This is a genomic window from Alphaproteobacteria bacterium LSUCC0684, from assembly GCA_041228335.1.
Taxonomy (GTDB): Bacteria; Pseudomonadota; Alphaproteobacteria; order Puniceispirillales; family UBA1172.
This window is the reverse complement of record CP166130.1, coordinates 1503505-1524225: the sequence shown is the minus strand read 5'-3', so window position 1 is coordinate 1524225 and position 20721 is coordinate 1503505. Positions and strand designations below refer to the sequence as shown.

The 20721-nt window shown below is 58.3% G+C and carries 20 protein-coding genes and 1 tRNA gene; 8 read left to right on the top strand and 13 right to left on the bottom strand.

Features of this window, described 5'->3' with window-relative positions; all coding sequences use genetic code 11:
• Positions 1 to 74: 74 nt before the first annotated feature.
• From glp to AB8880_07240, 5 genes are all read right to left on the bottom strand, one after another.
• The gene (glp, locus tag AB8880_07260; protein ID XDZ64727.1) at positions 75 to 1304 is read right to left on the bottom strand and encodes a gephyrin-like molybdotransferase Glp; all 1230 of its coding nucleotides are present in this window, start codon (positions 1302 to 1304) and stop codon (positions 75 to 77) included.
• Positions 1294 to 1770 carry a cyclic pyranopterin monophosphate synthase MoaC gene (moaC, locus tag AB8880_07255; GenBank protein XDZ64726.1) on the bottom strand — a complete coding sequence of 159 codons (477 nt, stop codon included), beginning with the start codon at positions 1768 to 1770 and terminating at the stop codon, positions 1294 to 1296. Before moaC ends, glp begins: the two co-directional genes overlap by 11 nt.
• Positions 1767 to 2582 (bottom strand): indole-3-glycerol phosphate synthase TrpC, encoded by an 816-nt coding sequence (trpC, locus tag AB8880_07250; GenBank protein XDZ64725.1) that lies wholly within the window; start codon positions 2580 to 2582, stop codon positions 1767 to 1769. Before trpC ends, moaC begins: the two co-directional genes overlap by 4 nt.
• A gap of 2 nt (positions 2583 to 2584) precedes the next feature.
• Positions 2585 to 3607, bottom strand: a complete 1023-nt coding sequence (gene trpD / locus AB8880_07245) for an anthranilate phosphoribosyltransferase (GenBank protein XDZ64724.1) — start codon at positions 3605 to 3607, stop codon at positions 2585 to 2587.
• Between the two features lie 123 nt (positions 3608 to 3730).
• The gene (locus tag AB8880_07240; protein ID XDZ67042.1) at positions 3731 to 4387 is read right to left on the bottom strand and encodes an aminodeoxychorismate/anthranilate synthase component II; all 657 of its coding nucleotides are present in this window, start codon (positions 4385 to 4387) and stop codon (positions 3731 to 3733) included.
• A gap of 614 nt (positions 4388 to 5001) precedes the next feature.
• On the opposite strand from AB8880_07240, the gene rplM reads away from it, so the two are divergent.
• The 3 genes from rplM (at position 5002) to AB8880_07225 (ending at position 6853) form a co-directional block, all read left to right on the top strand.
• Positions 5002 to 5472, top strand: a complete 471-nt coding sequence (gene rplM / locus AB8880_07235) for a 50S ribosomal protein L13 (protein XDZ64723.1) — start codon at positions 5002 to 5004, stop codon at positions 5470 to 5472.
• Positions 5473 to 5533: 61 nt separating this feature from the next.
• Positions 5534 to 5998, top strand: coding sequence for a 30S ribosomal protein S9 (gene rpsI / locus AB8880_07230; GenBank protein ID XDZ67041.1), 465 nt, complete (start codon positions 5534 to 5536; stop codon positions 5996 to 5998).
• A gap of 384 nt (positions 5999 to 6382) precedes the next feature.
• Positions 6383 to 6853, top strand: coding sequence for a GNAT family N-acetyltransferase (locus AB8880_07225; GenBank protein XDZ64722.1), 471 nt, complete (start codon positions 6383 to 6385; stop codon positions 6851 to 6853).
• Here the strand turns inward: AB8880_07225 and AB8880_07220 are convergent.
• Positions 6850 to 7830, bottom strand: a complete 981-nt coding sequence (locus tag AB8880_07220; protein ID XDZ64721.1) for a sterol desaturase family protein — start codon at positions 7828 to 7830, stop codon at positions 6850 to 6852. The two genes, AB8880_07225 and AB8880_07220, sit on opposite strands and share 4 nt — an antisense overlap.
• 114 nt (positions 7831 to 7944) lie before the next feature.
• On the opposite strand from AB8880_07220, the gene AB8880_07215 reads away from it, so the two are divergent.
• The 5 genes from AB8880_07215 (at position 7945) to AB8880_07195 (ending at position 12378) form a co-directional block, all read left to right on the top strand.
• A complete protein-coding gene (locus AB8880_07215) occupies positions 7945 to 8658 on the top strand; it encodes an aspartate/glutamate racemase family protein (protein ID XDZ67040.1) in 714 nt (237 codons plus the stop codon).
• Positions 8655 to 9065: a GFA family protein gene (locus tag AB8880_07210; GenBank protein ID XDZ64720.1), complete on the top strand. Its 411-nt coding sequence runs from the start codon at positions 8655 to 8657 to the stop codon at positions 9063 to 9065. The genes AB8880_07215 and AB8880_07210 overlap by 4 nt, the downstream gene beginning before the upstream one ends.
• A gap of 74 nt (positions 9066 to 9139) precedes the next feature.
• Positions 9140 to 10441 (top strand): homoserine dehydrogenase, encoded by a 1302-nt coding sequence (locus AB8880_07205; protein XDZ64719.1) that lies wholly within the window; start codon positions 9140 to 9142, stop codon positions 10439 to 10441.
• Positions 10431 to 12221 carry a single-stranded-DNA-specific exonuclease RecJ gene (gene recJ, locus AB8880_07200; GenBank protein ID XDZ64718.1) on the top strand — a complete coding sequence of 597 codons (1791 nt, stop codon included), beginning with the start codon at positions 10431 to 10433 and terminating at the stop codon, positions 12219 to 12221. The genes AB8880_07205 and recJ overlap by 11 nt, the downstream gene beginning before the upstream one ends.
• An 81-nt stretch (positions 12222 to 12302) precedes the next feature.
• Positions 12303 to 12378: transfer RNA gene (locus AB8880_07195), tRNA-Glu, on the top strand.
• Positions 12379 to 12466: 88 nt separating this feature from the next.
• On the opposite strand, the gene AB8880_07190 is transcribed toward AB8880_07195, so the two are convergent.
• The 7 genes from AB8880_07190 to crtI all read right to left on the bottom strand — a co-directional run bounded on the left by AB8880_07190 (position 12467) and on the right by crtI (position 20712).
• Entirely contained in the window at positions 12467 to 13477 is a 1011-nt protein-coding gene (locus AB8880_07190) for an MBL fold metallo-hydrolase (protein XDZ64717.1), read from the bottom strand.
• Between the two features lie 56 nt (positions 13478 to 13533).
• Complete coding sequence (locus tag AB8880_07185; protein XDZ64716.1) at positions 13534 to 15054, bottom strand: cryptochrome/photolyase family protein; 1521 nt, start codon at positions 15052 to 15054, stop codon at positions 13534 to 13536.
• 180 nt (positions 15055 to 15234) lie between these two features.
• Positions 15235 to 16263: a type 2 isopentenyl-diphosphate Delta-isomerase gene (gene fni / locus AB8880_07180; GenBank protein XDZ64715.1), complete on the bottom strand. Its 1029-nt coding sequence runs from the start codon at positions 16261 to 16263 to the stop codon at positions 15235 to 15237.
• Positions 16247 to 17116 carry a Brp/Blh family beta-carotene 15,15'-dioxygenase gene (locus AB8880_07175; GenBank protein XDZ64714.1) on the bottom strand — a complete coding sequence of 290 codons (870 nt, stop codon included), beginning with the start codon at positions 17114 to 17116 and terminating at the stop codon, positions 16247 to 16249. Before AB8880_07175 ends, fni begins: the two co-directional genes overlap by 17 nt.
• On the bottom strand, positions 17109 to 18239 hold the full coding sequence (locus AB8880_07170; protein ID XDZ64713.1) for a lycopene cyclase family protein: 1131 nt from the start codon (positions 18237 to 18239) through the stop codon (positions 17109 to 17111). The genes AB8880_07175 and AB8880_07170 overlap by 8 nt, the downstream gene beginning before the upstream one ends.
• The gene (locus AB8880_07165) at positions 18226 to 19143 is read right to left on the bottom strand and encodes a phytoene/squalene synthase family protein (GenBank protein ID XDZ64712.1); all 918 of its coding nucleotides are present in this window, start codon (positions 19141 to 19143) and stop codon (positions 18226 to 18228) included. The genes AB8880_07170 and AB8880_07165 overlap by 14 nt, the downstream gene beginning before the upstream one ends.
• Before the next feature lie 48 nt (positions 19144 to 19191).
• A complete protein-coding gene (crtI, locus tag AB8880_07160) occupies positions 19192 to 20712 on the bottom strand; it encodes a phytoene desaturase family protein (protein ID XDZ64711.1) in 1521 nt (506 codons plus the stop codon).
• Positions 20713 to 20721: the final 9 nt, after the last annotated feature.

The following is a 20721-nucleotide window of genomic DNA, read 5'->3' as shown; positions in this document are numbered from 1 at the left end:
CATGTTTTGTTCTACCTTTATTCTCGCCAGAAGGCAAGACCCGGGGTGAGGGTTTCACGAAAAAGTGATGGGCGTCAGATTCCCGCCGGTACCGGCAGGATAGGTACGATGCTGCCCCGCGGCGCGGCGGGGGCATGGATCGGCCGCATGATGAGGGCATCGGCGCGGGCAAAGACGGCGAGCATGCCGGAATCCTGTTTCAAGAAGGCTTCGGCATGGTTCCGGCCATGGTCATCGTGACGGATTCGGGCGCGGAGAAAATCCTGCCTCTCATCGCCTGCCGGAAGGTCGTGATCAAGGACGGCGTGCTGGTATTTCGGCATGGGATCACGTCCGAGCATGGCGTTGAGGGCGGCGGCCACGAAGATCATGCCGCAGACGCCGGTGGAAACGGGGTTGCCGGGCAGGCCGATAAGGGGCGTCTTTTTCGCGCCGTCCCCGATGGTGCCGAACAGAAGCGGCTTTCCCGGGCGCATGGCGATGCGCCAGAAATCAAGGTCACGATCGGTCTGCATCCGGTTGGCGATACCGTCATGCTTGCCCACCGAGGCGCCGCCGCTGGTGACGATCAGGTCAGCCGCCGATGCCTCCTTGAGGGCATCTTCAAGCGCATCAGGGTCATCCCGGACAATCCGGGACGGCAGCGGCTCGCCCCCCAGCACGCGGATCAGGTTTTCAAGAAATATCCCGTTGCTTGAGACGATCTGGCTGTCTTTCGGTATTATCCCGGGTTCCACCAGTTCATCCCCGGTGCTGAGGATGGCGATACGGGGGCGTTTTCGTACCTCCGCGCTGCCATATCCCGCCGCACCGATCAGCGCCACGTTCCGGGCCGTGATCAGCTGGCCTTTTTCAAAAAGGATATCCCCGCTTGTAAAATCATTTCCGGTCTTTCGGATAAATCTTCCCTTCGCCGGGGCTTCGCGGATGGTGATGGTCTCTCCCTCGGCCTCGGTGTCTTCCTGCAGGATGATCGTGTCACTGCCCTGAGGGCAATGCGCGCCCGTGAAAATCCGCACGCATTCCCCGGCGCCGATCGTACCAGCAAAAGGATGCCCGGCGGCACTTTCTCCGATCAGGCGCAGCCGGGCGGGCAGGCCCCCGAGATCATCGGCCCGGGCCGCGTATCCATCCATGGCTGAGACATCCGCCGGGGGGTGACTTACCCGTGCGGGCAGGGGGGTGGCAAGACAGCGGCCATGGAGCCCGGCAATCGCCACGGTTTCGCCTGGCATGGAGGGAACGGCGCCCGCAATCCTGGCAATCGCCTCGGTTACCGGGAGCAGCGGCGGTCTAGCGGTCATCGACGTTGAAATCCCCGGATTTGCCGCCGGATTTGTGCCTGAGCCGGATATCACGGATCACCATCCCCCGGTCGACGGCCTTGCACATGTCATAGACGGTGAGGGCGGCCACCGAAACCGCCGTGAGCGCTTCCATCTCAACCCCGGTCTGGCCGCTGACGCGACATTCGGCGGTGATCTCAAGCCCGTCCTCGGCAAGGGTGATATCCACTGATACATGGGTGAGTCCGATCGGATGGCAGAGCGGGATCAGGTCATGGGTTTTCTTCGCCCCCATGATGCCGGCAAGCTGGGCGATCTGGATCACGTCCCCTTTCTTGTGCCCGCGATTCCGGATCAGGGTGAGCGTTTCGGGCAGCATCGTGATGGCGCCGCTGGCAACGGCCCGGCGGCTGGTGACGTCTTTTTCGGAGACATCCACCATATGCGGGTCACCATCGGCGTTGAAATGGGTCAATCCGGTCATGCGCATGGCCTTTCTGCAGGGATGGGGTTGGCCAGGATGGCGCGGGTTGCGGCCTCGACATCCTCCGCGCGCATCAGCGACTCGCCGATCAGGAAGCATCGCGCCCCGGCCCCGGCCATGCGCGCCAGATCAGCCGGTGAATTGAGCCCGCTTTCCGCCACCGCGATCCGGTCCTCAGGGAAAGCCCGCAGCATGTCTTCCCCGGTGGCAAGGTCGGTTGCCATTGTCCTGAGGTTGCGGTTGTTCACGCCAAGGAGGGGAGAGGCAAGGCCCCGCGCCCGCTCAAGCTCGTCGCGGTCGTGAATTTCAACCAGCACATCCATGCCGAGCGACATGGCGGCATCTTCAAGCTCACGCGCCAGCGTATCGGAAACGGCGGCCATGATGATCAGGATGGCATCGGCCCCATGGGCGCGGGCTTCGGTCACCTGGACAGGATCGATCATGAAATCCTTGCGCAGGACAGGCAGTTTCGTCGCCGTTCTTGCCGCCACCATAAAGTCCATGTCACCTTGAAAATATTTTCGGTCGGTCAGCACGGAAAGGCAGGTTGCGCCGCCGTTTTCATAGGCCCGGGCAAGTGACGGCGGGTCGAAATCTTCCCGGATCACGCCTTTGGAAGGTGAGGCTTTCTTGACTTCGGCAATCAGCCCGTAGCCCTGATCCGAGGCGTTGCGCAGCGCCGTGATGAACCCGCGTGGCGGGGATTGATCCCTCGCCATGGCGTTGAGGTCCGCCGCCACCGCGCTCGCCTTGAGGGACGCGACTTCATCTTCCTTGGTCGAGATGATCGTCGCCAGCACATCTGCCATGATCACGCCTCCCCGTTGGTAATGGCCACCAGCGCGTCCAGCGCGGCAAGGGCATGGCCGTCGCTGATCGCAGCCCGGGCGCGTTCCGCGCCTTCCCTGAGGCTTGCGGCATGGCCCCCGCCCATGAGCGCCGCCGCCGCATTGAGGATCACGATATCCTGATACGCCCCGCCTTTATTCTCCAGCACCTGGCGCAGGGCGGCGGCGTTTTCATCTGGCGTGCCGCCGATCAGCGCCGCCGGATCTGCATCGGCAATCCCGATATCCTCGGGGGAGATCGTCATCTCCTCAATGGCCCCATCCTTGAGCAGGGCGGCATGGGTGGGGCCGGTGGTGGTGACTTCATCCAGCCCGTCCGAGCCATGGACCACCAGCGCATGGGTGGTGCCGAGATTGGCGAGAGCTTCGGCAAAGGGACGTATCCATTTGCGGTCAAACACCCCGACCAGAATCCGCCGCACCAGCGCCGGGTTGGAAAGCGGCCCGAGCATGTTGAAGATCGTCCGGTAGCCGAGTTCCGCCCGGATCGGGCCGACATGCCGCATGGCGCTGTGGTGGCGCGGCGCCATCAGAAAAGCTACCTTTGCCGTATCCAGCGCTTTCTGGACAAGCGCCATGTCGCAGTCAAGATTGATGCCGAGCGACAGGAGAACATCAGCCGCCCCGCTCTTGGAGGAAACCGCGCGGTTGCCATGTTTGGCGACCGGCACCCCGCATCCGGCCAGCACAAAGGCGGCGGCGGTGGAAATATTCCAGGTACCGATACCGTCGCCGCCGGTGCCGACGATATCCATGGCGGTATCGGGGGCGGAAATCGTGATCGCGCGGCGGCGCAGCACGCTGGCCCCGGCGGCGATATCATCCGGTGTTTCGCCCCGCATCTTGAGCGCGGTCATGAAAGCGGCCATCTGCGCCGGTGAGGCATTTCCCTCAAGGATGATGTCAAAACATGTCTCAACCTCATCCCTTGAAAGGGTTTCGCCATCGGCAAGACGTTTGACCAGCGGTTTCAGAATGTCGGTCATCACGAAAATCCTGTTCGACTTGAATACCCGCAACTATAGGAGCCGAGCCCCTGCCTGACAATCCCTGCCCGTAAAATCATGCGGCTTGAACTCCCCGGTCTTGTATCCGGGGCCTCAGAGGCGTCAGGCGTGGATATGTTCGGGGTAGCGCTCATGGAGGTTGAGGATCTGGGCCTCGAGTTTCAGCAGACGATCTTCATCGCGCGGGACAAGCCCGCTCAGATCAAGGAAATTCGCCAGCATCCGGTAGCCATTGACCGTTGCGATCGATTCCGGATGGAAGAGCAGCCCATGGAGCGGCAGCTCGCGGTGCTGCATGCCCATGATCAGCCCGGCGGAGGTTTCGGCCGTGATCTCAAAGCAATCCGGCAGGCTGTCCCGGTCAATCACCAGCGAATGATACCGCGTCACCGCCACCGGATCAGGGCATCCCGCCATCAGCCCCTTGCCCTCATGGCGGATGAGCGAAAGTTTGCCATGCACCGGTGGATCGACACGGCTGAGGGTGGCGCCATAAGCCACGCCGATGGACTGGAATCCGAGGCAGACCCCCATGATCGGGATACGGCCGGCGGCGGCCTTGATCAGCTCGAGGCAGATACCGGCCTCAAGCGGCGTGCAGGGGCCAGGGGAAATCACGATGGCATCTGGTTTCAGCGCCAGCACCTCCTCGACGGTGACGGCATCATTGCGGCGTGTCTCGACCTCTGCCCCGAGATCGGACAGAAAATGCCACAGATTCCAGGTGAAACTGTCGTAATTATCGATCAGAAGGATCATGCGCCCCGCCCGAGTTGATCTTGTCCCATCACACATAGACCAATCCCCATCCCGGCACAAGACCGCTGGCGTTCTCCCCGCCATCTGCTTTCCGCTTTCCGTGCCATGATTGTTCAATCCTTCCCCGCCATCTGCTTTCCGGGGCACGCAATGATCTTTCAATCCTTCCCCGCCATCTGCTTTCCGCTTTCCGAGCCATGACTGTTCAATCCCTCCCGGCCATCTGCTTTCCGGGGCACGCAATGATCTTTCAATCCCTCCCCGCCATCTGCTTTCCGCTTTCCGCGCCATGACTGTTCAATCCTTCCCTTCCATCTGCTTTCCGCTTTCCGAGCCATGACTGTTCAATCCTTCCCTGCCGTGATCATTTAATCCCTCCCCACCATGATCTTTCAGGGTGAAGCCCCATCTCCTGCCTTGAGCCATCGCCGCGCAAATCCGGCCTTGAGCAGGCGTTCCCCCGCGGTTTGCATACGGTAAAATAATACCACATATTTATCTCGTTGTTTTTGCTTTAATAATTAAGGGGAAAACGGAAAAACGCTATTGACCCATCGGTTCGGGATGCGTATATATCCACTCCAGTGATTAACCAACACCGATGGGGTTCTTTCATGTCCCAACAGAAAACCTTTACCGCAACGCCGGCTGATATTGAAAAGGCCTGGTTTGTTGTGGATGCCGAAGGGCTTGTTCTGGGCCGTCTGGCTTCGATCATTGCCAACCGGCTGCGCGGCAAGCACAAGCCGTCCTATACACCGCACATGGATTGCGGCGACAACATCATCGTGGTGAACGCGGAAAAAGTCCTGCTCAAGGGCAACAAGCGCAACACCAAGACCTATTACTGGCATACCGGCTATCCGGGCGGGATCAAGTCTCGCACCGCGGACAAGATCCTTGATGGCCAGCACCCTGAGCGGGTGATCATCAAGGCGGTTGAGCGGATGGTCCCGCGTGGACCTCTTGGCCGCCGCTGCATGAAGCAGCTGCATGTCTATGCCGGCGACAGCCATCCCCACGAAGCCCAGCAGCCCGTCTCGCTTGACGTGGCCGCGATGAACCCGAAGAACACCGCGAGGTAGTCCCATGGCAAACGAAACAGAAACTCAAGAACACCTTGCCGAAGGAAACGTTGCCGAAGGCTTGGCCGCGCTGGGCGCGCTGAAGGACGGGGCGGTTGAAACTGACACCGCCGCACCGGTTGAACCCAGGATTGACAGCCTCGGCCGTTCCTATGCAACCGGCCGCCGGAAAGACGCCTCCGCCCGGGTATGGGTCAAGCGCGGCACCGGCAAGATGTCGGTCAACGGCCGTGACGTGGCGGAATATTTCGCCCGTCCGGTGCTGCAGATGCTGCTGGCCCAGCCGTTTGAAACCGCTGGCCGCACCGGTGAGTTTGACGTCATTGCCACGGTAAAGGGTGGCGGGCTTTCAGGCCAGGCAGGTGCCGTGCGCCATGGCATTTCCCATGCCCTCATCCGGTTTGAGCCTGGTCTGCGGCCGGTGCTCAAGGCAGGCGGGTTCCTGACGCGTGACAGCCGCGTGGTCGAGCGGAAGAAATACGGCCGCCGCAAGGCCCGCCGGAGCTTCCAGTTCTCAAAGCGTTAATCTCAAACGCCAAGCATTTACCCAAAGGGGCTGCGCGCGATCGAAGCCCCTTTTTTTTGATGCTGGACAGGGGGGGGCTGCGCGCTATCGCCGCCCCTTTTTTATCTTGGACAGGGGGGCTGCGCGCGATCGAAGCCCCTTTTTTTTGATGCTGGACAGGGGGGGCTGCGCGCTATCGCCGCCCCTTTTTTATCTTGGACAGGGGGGGCTGCGCGTCATCGCCGCCCCTTTATTCATGCGGGTATGGCAGCTTCAGCGTCCCATTCACCCCCGCCAAAGCGTTTTTCCCGAAACGAACCCATTTTCCCGGCAGCGCCTTCTCTGCCGCGCCTCAAAAGCCTCATCTTGATTGAAAATACCGCCCGCCCGATGTAGCGTTTCGGGATGGATCATCCGCCGCCTCATATCACCATCAGGCCTGCTCAGGCGCAGGATCAGCCAGATCTTGAACGCATCGCGGCGGCGGCCTATCGGCAGTATATTCCCGTGATGGGAAGGAAACCCGCGCCGATGCTGGCGGATTACGGCCATCACCTTGCCCGTGATACGGTCTTTGTCGCCGAAGCGGGTGGGGACGTGCTCGGCTATGCCATCCTGATATCGAAGAAAACCGGCTGGTGGCTGGAGAATATCGCCGTTGCTCCCGATCATGCCGGCCAGGGGATCGGCCGGTTGCTCCTCGACCATCTGGAGGATTGTCTTGCCGGGCGTGCCGGGTATTATCAGCTTTACACCAATCGCCTCATGGCGCGGAATATCGGCTGGTATCGGCGCATGGGGTTTGAGGAAACACACCGCCGCACCGAAGACGGGTATGAGCGGGTATTTTTCAGAAAATCCCTTGCCCGAACCTAGACAAGCTCCCTCAGTCGTTTTTTTGCCCGTCTCCGCGCTTCGGCGGTGCCGTCGTTGAAGGAGCCGAACCATTTGTCCCACGGCATGTCCACCGAGCCGTAATTGCATTCGAAATACCGGTGATGCAGCTGGTGATGGAAATGCCCGATGGCCAGCCGCCGCGTGTTGCGCACCAGGAGGGCGTCAAAACCGGTATGGCCGAAAATCGCCGACAGCGCGAGCATGTAGAAATGGAAGATCACGTGCATGGGATGCGTCGGGACGATGAAATGGATCAGGGTTGAGGAAAAATAGAAAAGATGCTCGACCGGATGCATCGAGATACCCGAAAACGGCCCCACATTGACATTGCGATGATGCAGGGCGTGAAACTTCTCAGAAAGAGGCTTGAGATGAAGCAGGCGATGCACGAAATAGAAATGCAGCGAAATCCAGATTGAGATCAGGGGCAGGGCGGCAATCGTCCAGACCGGGGCTTCGCTGAAACGGACGATGCGGATATGTCCTGACCCCATGGCCCAGAACAGGATCGCTTCATAAGCGGTCCAGATCGCAACACCGCTCACCAGCGTGTAGAACATGTTGTCATGGAGCTGATTGCCGAAGAGAAACCTCTCCCCCCGGGAAAGAAACGGCGCCACGTATCTGAGCTCGGCTGCCTGCGCCCGGCGATGGTAGAAATAATAATGCAGCACGCCGGCAACGAGGGCCGTGACCATGAGATTGCGAAGCCAGATGCCGCCGATCCACCGCCAGTCCGGCACGGCGGCGGTGTCAGGAGACGGGCTGAACCAGAGATAGGCCACGCAAGCCAGGAGAATGAAGATCGTGGATTCCGAGAGCGTCAGCCAGCCATCGCGATAATAGATGGCCGCATCCTTCCAGCGGATGGGCCAGGAAAAAAGGGGGTTGTTGTCGATCGGCAGATCAGGGTGATAGTTCCACTCGGCTTTTGCCGTCTTTTGGCTCTTGGACATGGCACGCTGCTCCAGGAAACCAGTGTCTTCGGAAAAGCCTGCACATATATCTCGCGCCTGATCAAGCAATAATTTACCATGGCAGGCAAAAGAGGGGAAAAGGGACAGGGGAAAGTGAAAACCATCGGCATCATCGGCGGCATGAGCTGGCAGAGCACCGTCATCTACTATCAGCAGATCAACGAAGCTGTCCAGCACCGGCTTGGCGGCCATCATTCGGCGCAGATCATCCTTTATTCGGTGGATTTCGCCCGGATTGTGGCGCACCAGCATCAGGGCGACTGGGATGGCGCCACCGAAATTCTTGTCCGGGCGGCGACAAGCCTCCGCGATGGCGGGGCGGAACTGCTCATCATCGCCACCAACACCATGCATCTGATGGCCGATGCGGTCATCGCCGCGAGCGGCCTGCCGCTTGTTCATATTGCCGATGCCACCGCCGCGGCCATGATATCGAGCGGGGTGAGGCGGCCGCTCCTCCTGGCCACGGCCTTCACGATGGAAGAGGAATTCTACAAGGGCAGGCTGAAGACGCGCCATGGTCTTGATCCGGTCATCCCGTCACCTGAAGACCGGGCCGACGTGCATCGCATCATCTATGATGAACTCTGCCAGGGGAAGATCATGCCTCCCTCAAGGGCCGCCATGCAGGCGATCATTTCAAGGCACGCTGCGGAATGCGACAGCGTTATCCTCGGCTGCACCGAAATCACGATGCTGATCCGCCAGCAGGATACCGATCTGCCGGTTTTTGATACAACACGGCTTCATGCCGAAGCCGCCGTCGCCCACGCGCTTGATGATGAATCAGAAGGAACAGCCACATGACATCTGATAAAAACACCCGTCTTGCCGGGTCATGCCATTGCGGGCAGGTGGTGTTCACGGTGCCGGGGGATACCGATTTTTCCGCCGGACGGCGATGCGACTGCTCGCTCTGCCGCCGCCGCTGGGCGGTCATGGCATCGGTGCCGAAGGATGAGCTCAAGGTGGTGTCGGGGGAGAAAAACCTTGGCTGCTATACCTGGAATACGGGTGTTGCCCGTCATTATTTCTGCCGGATCTGCGGGATATATACCCATCACCTCCGCCGCAGCGACCCGAACGAATACGGGATCAACATCACCTGCTTTGATCATGTCGACATGAAAGCCCATGACGGCGCGGCAATCAATGACGGCGTCAATCATCCATCGGATGCAGGTAAGGAAAAATCCGGTGCTGATCCGGGCTGAAATTTCCCCTTCGGCATTGAACAGATACATCGTTCTACGGTATGAGTGAAGATATGAGGAAGGATAGGAAAACCATGAAGATTGCCATTGCCGGTCTCGGAACGGTTGGGGCGGAAACGGCCCGCCAGTTGCTCACTTATTCGGATCATCTTTCAAAAGGCGCCGGCCAGCCGCTTGAACTTGTGGCGGTGTCGGCCCGGGATGCGTCGCGGGATCGCGGGTTTTCCATGGCAGGTATTGCGTTTGAGCCTGATCCGGTGGCGCTCGCCGCCCGGGATGATGTGGATTGCGTGGTTGAGCTGATCGGCGGTGAAGATGGCCCGGCGCTTGCGCTTGTTGAGGCGTCGATCACCAATGGCAAGGCCGTTGTCACTGCCAATAAGGCGCTGTTGTCACGGCATGGGCATCGCCTTGCCATGATGGCGGAAACCCGCGGGGTGTCTGTTGGCGCGGAAGCTTCGGTTGCCGGCGGGATTCCCTGCCTCAAGATGATACGCGAAGGGCTTTCGGGGAACCGGATCAGCCGTGTCTCCGGCATCCTCAACGGAACCTGCAACTATATCCTCTCCACCATGGCGGATACGGGCCGCGAATTTGAAGATGTGCTGGCCGAAGCCCAGGCCCTCGGCTATGCCGAAGCTGACCCGGGCTTTGATATCGACGGGATTGATGCGGCGCATAAACTCTCGCTTCTTGCGGCGCTGGCCTTCGGCTCGGTGCCTGCTTTTGAGGCTATTGCGGTGGCCGGGATAAGGTCGGTCAACGCGCTGGACATCGCTTGCGCGGATAATCTGGGATACGTGATACGTCTGCTTGGCATCGCCGAGAAGGTGGATGGCAGCATTTTCTTGAGCGTCCAGCCGACGCTGGTGCCGAAATCTTCCCAGCTTGCCAAGGTGACCGGCCCGCTCAACGCCGTCTCGATTGACGCAAGGCCGATCGGCAACGTCACCGCGGTCGGCCCGGGCGCAGGCGCAGGCGCCACCGCTTCGGCGGTTCTTGCGGATATTATCGATACCGCCCGTGGCCGGGTATCGCCCTTCTTCGGGATAGATGCGGCATCGCTCGCGCCCTGCCCGGCACCGAATAACAGCGGCAGGCAGAACAGGTTTTATATCCGTCTTGCGGTCTATGATCGCCCCGGCGTGCTGGCGGATGTCACCGCCGTCTTGCGTGATCATGACATGTCGGTGGAATCGCTCCTGCAGCAGGGGCGTTCCGATGAAGGGGAGAACGGGTCCGTGCCGGTGGTGATCACCACCCATGAGACTGATCTCAAGGCGATGGAAGCTGCGCTTGCGGGCATGAAGACGCTGGATTGCGTGCTCGAAGATCCTGCGGTGATGGTGATCGCCGATACCAGTGATGACGGCTGAGCGGTCCGCATCAGGAGCCTTGTGGGAAACCGTTCCGGCAGACCCGAGAATAGCGATGGGCATTGCCGAGGAGACCGGCATGCCTCTTGCGCTGGCGCTGGTGCTGGCCGGGCGCGGGATCACCCGTGAGGATGCCCTTGCCTGGCTTGATCCGAAAATAAGAGATCTGATGCCTGATCCTTCGGTGTTCACGGGCATGGACGCGATGGTTGACCGGCTCGCGAAAGCAGTCAAGGCAAGGGAGAAGATCGGCATTTTCGGGGATTATGACGTTGACGGGGCCTCGTCGGCGGCGATACTTGCCCTTGTCTTTCGGTCCCTCGGCCTTGAGGTCGGCATTCATATCCCGGACAGGTTTGCCGAAGGGTATGGCCCCAATCTGCCCGCCCTTCTTGAGCTCAAAAAACAAGGCTGTCAGCTCATCATCACCGTCGATTGCGGCATCACCGCCCATGGGCCGATTGCAGCAGCGCAGCAGGCCGGTCTTGATGTGCTGATAATAGATCATCATATTGCCGGCCCGGAACTGCCCGCCGCGCTCGCCGTGGTCAATCCGAACCGGCTCGAAGACAGCGGCGCCTTTGGGTATCTATGCGCCGCCGGCGTGGCCTTCATGGTGATGGCGGGGCTGGTGCGGCGGCTTCGCCAGGATGGCGTCTTCACCCATGATCGCCCGGAACCCGCCCTCATGGAGTGCCTTGATCTGGTGGCGCTGGCAACCATCGCCGATGTCGTGCCGCTCAAGGGACTTAATCGGGCATTTGTCCGCGCCGGCCTCAAGGTAATGGCACGGCGGGACCGGCCCGGACTTGCGGCGCTGGCCGATACGGCCCGGTTGGATGCGCCGCCGGATGTGTATGCGCTTGGGTTCATCCTGGGCCCGCGAATCAATGCCGGTGGCCGGATCGGGGATTCAAGCCTCGGGGTCAGCCTGCTCACCTCGTCGGATGAAGCCGAGGCGCTGGTCATGGCAGAGGAACTCGATGCGCTGAATTCACGCCGCCGGGAGATCGAAGAGGAGGTCACCACCACCGCCGCCGCCATGCTGGAGCGGGACGAGGGACGTATCTTTCTTCTCGCCCATGCAGAGGGGTGGAATCAGGGCGTGGTCGGCATTTCCGCAGGCCGGATACGGGAAAGGTTTGGTCGGCCCGCCGCGGTGATGAGCGTTGTGACCGGCGCGGATGGCCGCCGTATCGGCAAGGCGTCGGCGCGGTCCATGGCGCCGTTTCGGCTTGGCGCTGCGATCATGGCCGCAAGCCAGAAAGGCTTGCTGATCGCCGGTGGCGGGCATGATATGGCGGCGGGATTTACGCTTGATATGGAACATCTCCCGGCATTTCAGGAATTCATGGAAGCGCGGGCAAGAGCTGATTTTGGCGCCGAAGGCCCGGTTATCTCGCATCTGGTCGATGCCCCGATCGGGGCCGGGCATTGCTCGCTTGAACTGCTTGACTGGCTTGATCAGGCCGGGCCCTTCGGCAGCGGATTTCCCGAACCACGCTTCTGTCTTGATCATGTCCGGGTTGAAGGCTTCCGCACCATGGGCCGGGGCAAGACACATCTTGCCATGCGCCTTATGGATGCAACCGGTCAGGTTGACGCCGTCGCTTTCCGCGTGGCGGGAACACCTCTTGCGGCGGCGCTGCAATCGGCAACCGATGGCCGGCCGATGCAGGTGCTGGGCCGGGTTTCACGCAATCGATATCAGGGCCAGGTGAAGGTGCAGTTTCTCATCGAGGATGCAAGGGAGCTTCAATCTGCTGCCGCCGGAAGGTGAAACCGTCAATAATATTGGTCTTCCTGCATAATCATGCTTGATTTCGCCCAAGCAATTGGCTATTCAATGGCACGCCTTGATGACCCGTTCGTCTAGAGGCCTAGGACACCGGCCTTTCACGCCGGCAACACGGGTTCGAATCCCGTACGGGTCGCCACACCGCCCTGACCGGAACCCGGATCAGGCTGGAAAAGCAAAAGAAACCGCATCATCTGATGCGGTCTTTTTTTGGGGTTTTGGCGGGATCAGACAGTCTCGGTAGCGCCGCCCGAATCCAGCCAGGATTGATATCCCCCTGCGATATGGGCGCAGTCAGTGATCCCTTTTGCCTTGGCAATGCCGATCGCCAGCGTCGATCTTTCGCCAACAGCGCAGTAGAATACGATAGGCTTGCCGGATTGCTGCAGCATCGGCAGATGCTGATCGACATAGCTGAATGGCGCATGCACCGAGCCGGGGATGATGCCGGATTTCTCCCGCTCGCCTTTTTCGCGCAGGTCCACGATCAGATATCCCTCGGCACCCTCTTTCAGCCTTTTGGCATCGAGCGTGGGGACTTCACGTTGCCGGTCAAGGGTGATGCCCATTTTCTGGTTTTCCGGCACCGCCACATCCATCATCTTCGGGTTGGGAAGATTGAGATTGTTCATCAACTCGATATATTCCTCGCGGCTTGAAACCTGCAGCCTCGGGTTGTTGGCGCGTTCTTCGGCAATGGTTGAAACCATATCGCCCTTGTAGTCATGCGCGGGATAGACCAGCATGTTGTCCGGCAGTTTCAGAAGCCTGTTGAAGATCGAGTCATATTGATGCGCCGCATCACCATTCTGAAAATCGGTGCGGCCGGTGCCGCGGATCAGAAGTGTGTCGCCGGTGAACACCCGGTCATCCATCGAAAAGGAATAGCTGTCATCGGTATGGCCCGGGGTATACATGGCGGTGAGTTCAATGCCCTCGATCCGGACCTTTTCTCCATCCGCGACCCGCATGGAAACAACATCAACCGAAGATTGCTCGCCCATCACGGTGATGCAGTTGGTGGTGTCACGCAAGACCCCCATGGCGGTGACGTGATCAGCATGGACATGCGTATCAACGACTTTGACGAGCCGCAGATCAAGCTCTTCGAGAAGTTTGAGATAACGCTCCGTTTTTTCGAAAACAGGATCGATCAGCAGCGCCTCGCCACCAGCCCGGCTGGCAATCAGGTAGGTGTAGGTGGAAGACGTCGTATCAAAAAGCTGTCGGAAAATCATCGGATCAAATTCTCATCGGTTGCGGTCAATCGCGAGTATAAAGTCAGATGAGCCGGTCAGTCCAGTCCATCGAGAAATCGCCGACTGTCATGTCGGATGATTTCGATTTTGCCTGCATCCATCCGGTCCAGCGTCCGGTACGGCATTCCCATCCGGGGGTTGTTCTTCAGCCTGCCGCGGTTGCGGATCAGAAAATCCCAGTAAAGGTAGTTGAACGGGCAGGCATCCGGGCCGCTCTTGGCGGCAACCTTGTATCGGCAGCGTCGGCAATAGGTGGACATTCTGTTGATATAGGCGCCGCTTGCGGCATAGGGTTTGCTGGCTAGATACCCGTCATCAGCATAGAGGGTCATGCCGCTGACATTGGGCAGTTCAACCCATTCATAGGCATCGGCATAGACAGCCAGATACCAGGCATTGACTTCGGCAGGGTCTATCCCCGCCAGCAAGGCAAAATTTCCCAGCACCATGAGCCGCTGGATATGATGCGCATAGGCGTTGTCCCGGGTTTCGGTAACGCATTGCTGAAGGCACCGCATGTCGGTATCAGCCGTCCAGTAGAAATCAGGCAGGGGGCGATGGGCGCCAAGGGCATTGGCGCTCGCGTATTGCGGCATGTTGAGCCAGTAGATTCCGCGCACATATTCGCGCCAGCCAAGGATCTGGCGTATAAATCCTTCAACCGCGTTAAGCGGGGCTTTTCCTTCATGCCAGGCCTGTTCCGCACGCCGGATCACTTCAAGGGGGAGCAGAAGACCGGCATTCAGGTAAAGCCCGATATGCGCGTGATACATCCAGGGCTCGCCATCTACCATCGCATCCTGCCAGGTGCCGAAATGCGGCAGACGTTCCTCAATGAATAGATCAACCGCCTTGAGCGCATCCTTCCGGCAAACCGCATATCCAAACCCGTCGAGATGCCCGAAATGGTGGCTGAACTTCTGGCGGACCAGATCAAGCACGTCCCGTGTTATGGCATCAGGTTCGACCCTGAACGTGGCCGGAGGCTTCACCCCTTCCCGGGGCGGTTGCCGGTTTTCCTGATCGAAATTCCATTGGCCGCCTTCGGGGTCCTCGCCATTCATCAGTATCTGATGCTGGCGGCGGGCCTGACGGTAGAAGAACTCCATCCGCAGGGATTTTCGGCCCTCTGCCCAGGATGAAAACGCCTGAATGGTGGTAAGAAATCGCGTATCAGGGCGGAGCTCGACCGAAAGGCCAAAGACATCTTCCCAGGTGCCGAATTCCTCACGAAGCCGGAACTCGCCTGGTTCGGTCAGGATAAGCCGCGAAGGGTTGATGCGATGAACAGCTCGTTCAACCTCACCGCGCAGGCTGCCGGTATTTTCCGGATCATCAAACTTTACATAGACGACATTCACGCCATCCTGCCGAAGCTCTTCGGCAAAATGCCGCATGGCCGAAAAAATGAACGCTATCTTCTTCTGGTGATGGTTGACATATCCGGCCTCTTCCGCGACTTCGGCCATCAGCACCGTGTCACCCATCTTGAGGTCTGCAAGCGATGCAAGGGAAGTGCTCAACTGGTCGCCCAGCACAAGACGCAAATTGCCCATCAGGTCGAACGCCCGATTGATAAATTCAAAATGGTGGATTTAAAAGGCATTAATCATCCATCGGGGGATTGGGTGGTCTCAGTAACTGTTTGGGGGAGGAACTGAGACCACCACCGGGGGAGATTATTACCCATAAAATGTATCTGATCTACGCTTGATCAACCCCTGATGTGAAAAAAATCAGGAATTTTTTATCACCCCTCTGGCACGCCGAAATTCGGCGATATTCCGGCTGCCCGTCAGAAACAGACAGATGCGCATCTGCAGTTGCCAGTTTTCCAGTCCCTGCCCAAGTTTTTCAGGCGTCAGGCGAGTTTTCTCATCCTCGGCGAGGGTGAGGAAATGGCCGGCGGCAGCAACCATATCCGCCCCTAGCCAGAGTGCTCTTGCCGCATCCAGTCCATGCCGTATTCCGCCCGAGGCAATGAGCCCGAGATCAGGCAGGTGCGAGCGTATCTGAACGATGGCATCAAGGGTGGGAATTCCCCAGTCAAGGAAGGGGGTAAAGATGTCTTCATCGCCATTTCTGCGTTGGGTTTCAATGCGGGTCCAGTTCGTTCCTCCAAGTCCAGCTGCATCAACATAACGGACGCCTGCCGCCATCAGCCTTGCGGCAACGGAAGCTGATATCCCGGCCCCCACTTCCTTTACGATGACAGGGCAGGGCAGGGTATCGCACAAGGCAGCAATCGCCTCTTCAACGCCGCGCCAGTCGTGATCGCCTTCAGGCTGGGCAATTTCCTGCAAGGGGTTTAGATGAATTGCCATAGCGTTTGCCTCGATGGCATCAACAGCGCGTCTGGCAAGGTCAATCCCGCCCGGACGGGCAAGTTGAACACCGCCAAGATTGCCAATAATCGGAATATTTGGCGCATTGGCGCGCAGCCCTGACTGATCACGGCCTGCTTCGAGGCTGGCACGCTGTGATCCCACGGCAAGTGCAATGCCGATCTCATTTGCCGCCTCGGCAAGTAGGCAGTTGATGGCATCAGCACGGTCGGTTCCGCCGGTCATGGCGCCGATCATCAAGGGCATGGATAGCCGGTGGCCCAGAAACCGGCAGGTCAGATCAATCTCGTTGAAATGACATTCGGGCATGGCATTGTGTTCGAGCTGCACCCGGTCAAGATCATGGGAGATGCCAGACCTTGACTGGGGGGCGCGGGCAAGATCAAGGTGGATATCCTTACGGTCAGCGGTTCTGGTCATGATCAGGGGTTTCCGTAACTAAGTCTCTCATCTTGGGGCGAAAGACCGCATCGATCAAGATCATATGGGGAAAGGTCAGCGCGGCAAGACCAATGAAGATGACCTGAAAAGCGGCGGCATCAACGGCCATGCGCTCTGCCAGATAGAAATACGCTAAGGCCCCCCCAATCCAGGTGACCGATGTAAATAGAGCCGTCAGCCGAAACGGTGAAACGGCCGGATCATGGGCGCGAAGCTTGAGGAAAATCCGCCGCACATGTCGCGGGGTATGAACTCCGGCAAAATAGATGGCGAAACCCGCAAGCGGAGGCAGGGCCCATACACACATCAGAAGCCCGATAAATTCGAGGAACCGAAGCCTCATTGAAGGAATGCGTATGGCAATGCCAGCGTAAATCAGCCCCGCTACAGTTATCACCATAGCAAGGGGATAGAGATAAGACCGGATCACCACGGCATCCGGACCTGAAAGATAGGAGAAAAGCTCACTGGTGATATTTGGGTGAAAAAGCGGGATTGCCACCACCACGATCCCGCCATGACAGAGTATCTGCACCAAGCGATGCAAGGGATGTATTGTATCGGTATCCCCGTTGCCGAAATGCACAAGGCTGATCAATAAAAACAGCGCCAGCGCCAGCACGGGAAAACCAAGCCAGAACATCACCACCAGACCGGCCAGCGCGATATAGCCGAGAATAAATGCTCCCATCCTGGGCCAGTTGCGGCCATAGCCGAGCGCCAGCGCCACCGCGCCATCCATCGCGCCATGGGGCAGGCCGATGGCAACCACCGCAAGAAGGCTGATCACATTGACCATGCCGAGGGTTTCGATCAGGCCGGGGCTAACCATGGCGATGCCTTCCCACGCCTGCCAGGGCAAGGATAAATGGCCATTTCGGCATCGCCAGTATCACTTTAAGGCGAATACTCCATGTTGCTTCACCAGCCATGAAAAGTGCCATGGCATCTCCGTTCAAGGCTTTGCCAATGGCCAGAAAGAGGCGTGGGGCAATGCCTGGAAATCGTCTGAGGACTCGCAGGAATATGCGATCCATCCAGAGATCAACAGGTTGATGCGGGAGTGTTGAGGCGTGAATCTCCCCGCCGGTGATGCAGGCACGAATGGCGTCTGCCTGTTTCTGGATAAAGGCAAAGGCATAACCGCTCGATGGCCGGATGGCCCCGCCATTGCCGCCTATGGAGGGCAGTTCCGGATCTCTCGGGGCAAAAACCCCCATGGGAATCACACCTTTTTCCCGCCGCAGAATTCGATATTGCCCTGATGCAAGGATCTCTCGGCAATATCGGTCAATCGCGTTTTCATAGAAGGTGTTTTCTTCTAGAGTTGGGGTAAACATGGTGGATTCCACGAGCGCTCGATGCGCCGAATAGGGCAGGATATAGATAAAATGCACGCCGCGGGACTGATCACATCGAAAATCCATGAGCACAGCCGTGCTTTCATCAAAACAGGGATGTTCGGTCTCGATTTCCCAGCCCAGAAAATGCTGGAGCATGATCCCCTCTGGTAAGGGGGGTGGGCGACTGTCGTAAACCGCATCCACCGTGATCTCACCATCATCAGTTTCAAGCACGAAGGTTGAATCTGTCCTGCGAACAGCATGCACATGGTAGGGATGGATCTCTGCCCCGGATTTCATGGATTTAAGCCGGCAATCCGTAAGCCATGCCTTACTTTCAATTGCGGCATAGGCGAACCGTTCCGCCCTTTGATCTGCTGTTCCGGTTTCGGTGATGATCTGCCATCGGTGCCAATGTTTCCGTGCCATGTGAAAGGCATCATCCATGCCTTGCGTATGCCAGAACCCCCAGCTGTGATCGGCGCGATCGCGGGGTTTCTGCGAGTCGACAATAATAAGATCCAGCATCTCCATGCCGGCAAGTCGGCGGGCTAGGCTGAGACCAGCTCCACCCCCGCCAAGTATTCCAACCCTGATCCTATCCCCGGGCATGGGGAAGGCCTTCAAGGCCATGATGCAGACGGTCATCATGGGGGAGTACGGCCTTTGATCTGTACCGCATGAGCGGTAAGGCGGCGATGCTCGAACATGCCTTTGTTGCCGTGGATGTCACCTGCCTTCCGTCCTGCCAGTTATAACCTTGACGAGCGAGCTGGAGCCCGATCTGACGGTAAGCCCGGGCAGCAATGAGGATGGCGATATGCGCTCTCATGGGAAGATAGCTGAGCCCCATGATCCCGCTTTCGTAATAGGTTTCCGCAAGTGACAGGGTGCGCATGACACCTTCGGCAACCTGTTTGATGATCATGGCGTCGGCTTCTTGTGTGGCGAGGACGATTTCGCGTGGAGTTATTCCGCCAACCCAGTCCCCGGGCAGATAACGACGTCCCATATGGGCATCCTCAAGCACATCCCGGGCAATATTGGTAAGCTGCATGGCAATCCCGAGATCGATGGCAAACGCCGTTGCTTCGGGGCTGTCGCAGTCGAGGATACGGCACATCAGGATCCCGACAGTACCGGCCACATGATAGCTGTATCTTGCCAGATCTTCTCTTGTACCGAGCAGGACTGTTTCCTGATCCATCAGAAGTCCATCAATGAGAGCGATAAGCACATCTTCAGGCAAATTTTTAACATGTATGAAAGGGCGGAATTCAAGCAGGGCAGGATCAAGGGCGGTTGTATTTCCCAACAGGCTGTCACGGATGGACATCAACCGTCTTGCTCCGTTGGGCAGATCGCCGTCAGCAAGATCATCAAGCAGGCGGCAGAAAGCATAGAGCCTCGCGGCGTCCTGCCCCATACCCTGACCAAGAAACCGCCTTGCCCAATGGAAGGTGCGGCCTTCCTGGCGGAGGGTCATTTCTGCCTCTAGGATCATGGCTTCGGTCATTGTTTCCTCACATCAGCCTCTGATCATTGCTATCAAGCCATCAATTCTTCACGCCACCCGATGCGTTGCCTCATCTTCTGCCACCAGTGCCTCAACAACCTTGGCAGAACAGAGAACTCCAGGCATCCCCGCGCCAGGGTGGGCCCCGGCGGCGGCAAAATACAGATTAGGAATATCCGGGTCACGATTATGGTAGCGAAACCAGGCCGATTGCGAAAAGATGGGTGCAATCGAAAACCCGGTGCCGTGCATGGCCCGATAATCCTTTTTGAAATCCTCGGGTGTCATCCAGAATTCTTCACACATCGCTTCGGAAAGGCCCGGCATGATGGTGCGTTCAAGGGCGTCGGTTATCCGGGTCTTGAGACGTTCACCTTCAATATTCCAGTCAACCTTGCCAAGAAGATTGGGCACCGGGCAGAGCACATAGAAACTGTCACAACCCTCCGGGGCGAAACTTTTATCGGTCGCTGTTGGGCGATGGAGGTAGAGCGAAAAATCATCGGCAAGAATTTTCCGATCAAAAATATCCTTGAGCAGCTCTCTATATCTCGGCCCCATCCAGATAGTGTGATGAGCTATATCCGGGTAGGATTTGCGGGTGCCAAAGAAAAGCACGTAAAGCCCCATGGAATAATGGGTCATGCGTTCAGGAAGAGTCTTTTTGGGACGGTTGTGGCCCTCAGGCATCATCTGGGCATAGACAGTCGGCGGATCGCCATTGCAGATAACCCGGTCTGCTTCAAACACATCTCCGTTGGTCGCAACTGCGCCATTGGCGAGGCCGTTCTGAAGGGTGATGTGTTCAATATCAACACCAAGCCTGACATCAATCCCCTGCCGTTCCATCAAATTCATCAATTCGGCCACCAGTTTGCCAGTTCCTCCCATGGCGAACCAGACGCCCCAGCGTCGTTCAAGATAATGGATCAGGGTATAGATCGAGGTTGTCGAAAATGGATTGCCCCCCACAAGAAGTGGATGGATCGAAAAAGCCTGGCGAAGTAGCGGGTGGCGGATATGACTGTTCACCATCTGGGCAACGGTCATGTAGCTTCTGAGCTTGAGCAGAGCCGGTATCTGCTGAACCATCGTGAAGAAACGGGTAAACGGACGCGCGGCGAGCCGTTCAAAGCCGATTTCAAAGATATCCTTTGATGCTTTCAGCAGGCGCTCATATCCTTTCTTGTCTTCAGGCGAAAACCGTTCGATTTCGGTCATCGTGTCTTCAACGCTTGCCCGATAATCGAAAGTCTCACCAGTATTGAAAACAAACCTGTACCAGGGATCAAGAGGTCGAAACTCGACGTGATCTTCCCGCTTCTCACCAAAAAGTTCGAAGAGTTCATCAAAAAGAAATGGAGCTGTCACGACGGTCGGACCAGCATCATGCCGGAAACCGCCACGTTCAAATACCTGGGCGCGTCCGCCAATGGCGTTCATCCTGTCCACCAGCGTGACATCATACCCCCGGGCCCGCATCCTCAGGGCTGATGCAATACCGCCAAACCCCGCGCCGATCACCAGAACTTTCTGGCCGTTGGTCCGGTAGCTATCGGGCTTTTTCATGGTATTCGT

What these genes read in the sequence shown, in the direction of transcription:
- glp (XDZ64727.1), bottom strand. Translation starts at nt 1,304, where the DNA reads ATGACCGCTAGACCGCCGCTGCTCCCGGTAACCGAGGCGATTGCCAGG.
- moaC (XDZ64726.1), bottom strand. Translation starts at nt 1,770, where the DNA reads ATGACCGGATTGACCCATTTCAACGCCGATGGTGACCCGCATATGGTG.
- trpC (XDZ64725.1), bottom strand. Translation starts at nt 2,582, where the DNA reads ATGGCAGATGTGCTGGCGACGATCATCTCGACCAAGGAAGATGAAGTC.
- trpD (XDZ64724.1), bottom strand. Translation starts at nt 3,607, where the DNA reads ATGACCGACATTCTGAAACCGCTGGTCAAACGTCTTGCCGATGGCGAA.
- AB8880_07240 (XDZ67042.1), bottom strand. Translation starts at nt 4,387, where the DNA reads ATGATCCTTCTGATCGATAATTACGACAGTTTCACCTGGAATCTGTGG.
- rplM (XDZ64723.1), top strand. Translation starts at nt 5,002, where the DNA reads ATGTCCCAACAGAAAACCTTTACCGCAACGCCGGCTGATATTGAAAAG.
- AB8880_07225 (XDZ64722.1), top strand. Translation starts at nt 6,383, where the DNA reads ATGGATCATCCGCCGCCTCATATCACCATCAGGCCTGCTCAGGCGCAG.
- AB8880_07220 (XDZ64721.1), bottom strand. Translation starts at nt 7,830, where the DNA reads ATGTCCAAGAGCCAAAAGACGGCAAAAGCCGAGTGGAACTATCACCCT.
- AB8880_07210 (XDZ64720.1), top strand. Translation starts at nt 8,655, where the DNA reads ATGACATCTGATAAAAACACCCGTCTTGCCGGGTCATGCCATTGCGGG.
- AB8880_07205 (XDZ64719.1), top strand. Translation starts at nt 9,140, where the DNA reads ATGAAGATTGCCATTGCCGGTCTCGGAACGGTTGGGGCGGAAACGGCC.
- recJ (XDZ64718.1), top strand. Translation starts at nt 10,431, where the DNA reads ATGACGGCTGAGCGGTCCGCATCAGGAGCCTTGTGGGAAACCGTTCCG.
- AB8880_07190 (XDZ64717.1), bottom strand. Translation starts at nt 13,477, where the DNA reads ATGATTTTCCGACAGCTTTTTGATACGACGTCTTCCACCTACACCTAC.
- AB8880_07185 (XDZ64716.1), bottom strand. Translation starts at nt 15,054, where the DNA reads ATGGGCAATTTGCGTCTTGTGCTGGGCGACCAGTTGAGCACTTCCCTT.
- fni (XDZ64715.1), bottom strand. Translation starts at nt 16,263, where the DNA reads ATGACCAGAACCGCTGACCGTAAGGATATCCACCTTGATCTTGCCCGC.
- AB8880_07175 (XDZ64714.1), bottom strand. Translation starts at nt 17,116, where the DNA reads ATGGTTAGCCCCGGCCTGATCGAAACCCTCGGCATGGTCAATGTGATC.
- AB8880_07170 (XDZ64713.1), bottom strand. Translation starts at nt 18,239, where the DNA reads ATGCCCGGGGATAGGATCAGGGTTGGAATACTTGGCGGGGGTGGAGCT.
- AB8880_07165 (XDZ64712.1), bottom strand. Translation starts at nt 19,143, where the DNA reads ATGACCGAAGCCATGATCCTAGAGGCAGAAATGACCCTCCGCCAGGAA.
- crtI (XDZ64711.1), bottom strand. Translation starts at nt 20,712, where the DNA reads ATGAAAAAGCCCGATAGCTACCGGACCAACGGCCAGAAAGTTCTGGTG.